Annotated in this window: 1 protein-coding gene; it reads left to right on the top strand. The window is 62.9% G+C overall.

Translation table 11 applies throughout. The features are described 5' to 3' along the window. Positions 1-207 precede the first annotated feature (207 nt). The coding region (locus tag HLUSI_RS34300) for an FAD-dependent oxidoreductase (protein ID WP_238534031.1) at positions 208-1,499 on the top strand (1,292 nt) is incomplete at its 3' end.

Raw genomic sequence — 1,499 nt, 5'->3', positions numbered from 1 at the left:
GCGGCTTCTACAACGCCATGGCGGCGGTCAAGAACCTCGATGAAGCGCCCAATACGACGTTGTTCGATGAGACCTACAAGGTCGCCATCGCCCGCGTCGGCAACCGCATCCGCGTCTCCGGCCTGCTCGGCTTCCTGCCGCGCACCGAACTGCCGCATCCCAAGGCCATCGCCAGCCTGCTCAAGGTCGCCAACGACTACTATCCGAATGCGGCCAACTTCAACACCGCCAATTTCTGGAGCAGCACCTTCGCGCTGCAACCCACTGGTCCAGCATCTGCAGGAGCAACACGCGCTGGAAGAAGAAAACAGCCAGGGCCTGCTGCACCTGTTTCGCAACCAGGCAGACGCAGACCGCTGCGCCGCGATCGAAAACAGCCTCAAGCAGTTCGAATTGCCGCGCCAGCAACTCAAGGGGCAAGACGCCATCCGCGAGGTCGAACCGGCGTTCCAGTCGGCCACGCCGATCGCCGGTGCGCTGTATTACCCGAAAGACGCGGCCGGCAATTGCGTGCTGTTCGTCAAGCAGCTGCGTGCGATTGCGCAGTCGATCGGCGTGCAATTCCATTTTTCGCAATCGGTGAAAGCGGTCCGGCCTGAACTCGGCGGCCGCGTCTCGATTGACGTCGGCAGCATTGACGGCGACAGTACGCTGACCGTGGATGGCGTCGTGCTCGCTGCGGGCATGCAGAACCTGCCGCTGTTGAAGCCGCTCGGCTTGTCCCTGCCGCTGTGCCCGGTGCAAAGCTACAACGCCATGGCGGCGGTCAAGAACCTCGATGAAGCGCCCAATACGACGTTGTTCGATGAGACCTACAAGGTCGCCATCGCCCGCGTCGGCAACCGCATCCGCGTCTCCGGCCTGCTCGGCTTCCTGCCGCGCACCGAACTGCCGCATCCCAAGGCCATCGCCAGCCTGCTCAAGGTCGCCAACGACTACTATCCGAATGCGGCCAACTTCAACACCGCCAATTTCTGGAGCAGCACCTTCGCGCTGCAACCCCAGCATCTGCAGGAGCAACACGCGCTGGAAGAAGAAAACAGCCAGGGCCTGCTGCACCTGTTTCGCAACCAGGCAGACGCAGACCGCTGCGCCGCGATCGAAAACAGCCTCAAGCAGTTCGAATTGCCGCGCCAGCAACTCAAGGGGCAAGACGCCATCCGCGAGGTCGAACCGGCGTTCCAGTCGGCCACGCCGATCGCCGGTGCGCTGTATTACCCGAAAGACGCGGCCGGCAATTGCGTGCTGTTCGTCAAGCAGCTGCGTGCGATTGCGCAGTCGATCGGCGTGCAATTCCATTTTTCGCAATCGGTGAAAGCGGTCCGGCCTGAACTCGGCGGCCGCGTCTCGATTGACGTCGGCAGCATTGACGGCGACAGTACGCTGACCGTGGATGGCGTCGTGCTCGCTGCGGGCATGCAGAACCTGCCGCTGTTGAAGCCGCTCGGCTTGTCCCTGCCGCTGTGCCCGGTGCAAAGCTACAACGCCATGGCGGCGGT

Origin of the sequence: Herbaspirillum lusitanum P6-12 (genome assembly GCF_000256565.1) — a bacterium.
Lineage (GTDB): Bacteria > Pseudomonadota > Gammaproteobacteria > Burkholderiales > Burkholderiaceae_D > Herbaspirillum > Herbaspirillum lusitanum.
Note: the sequence above shows the minus strand (reverse complement) of the source record. Positions and strands in the feature narration are given on the sequence as shown.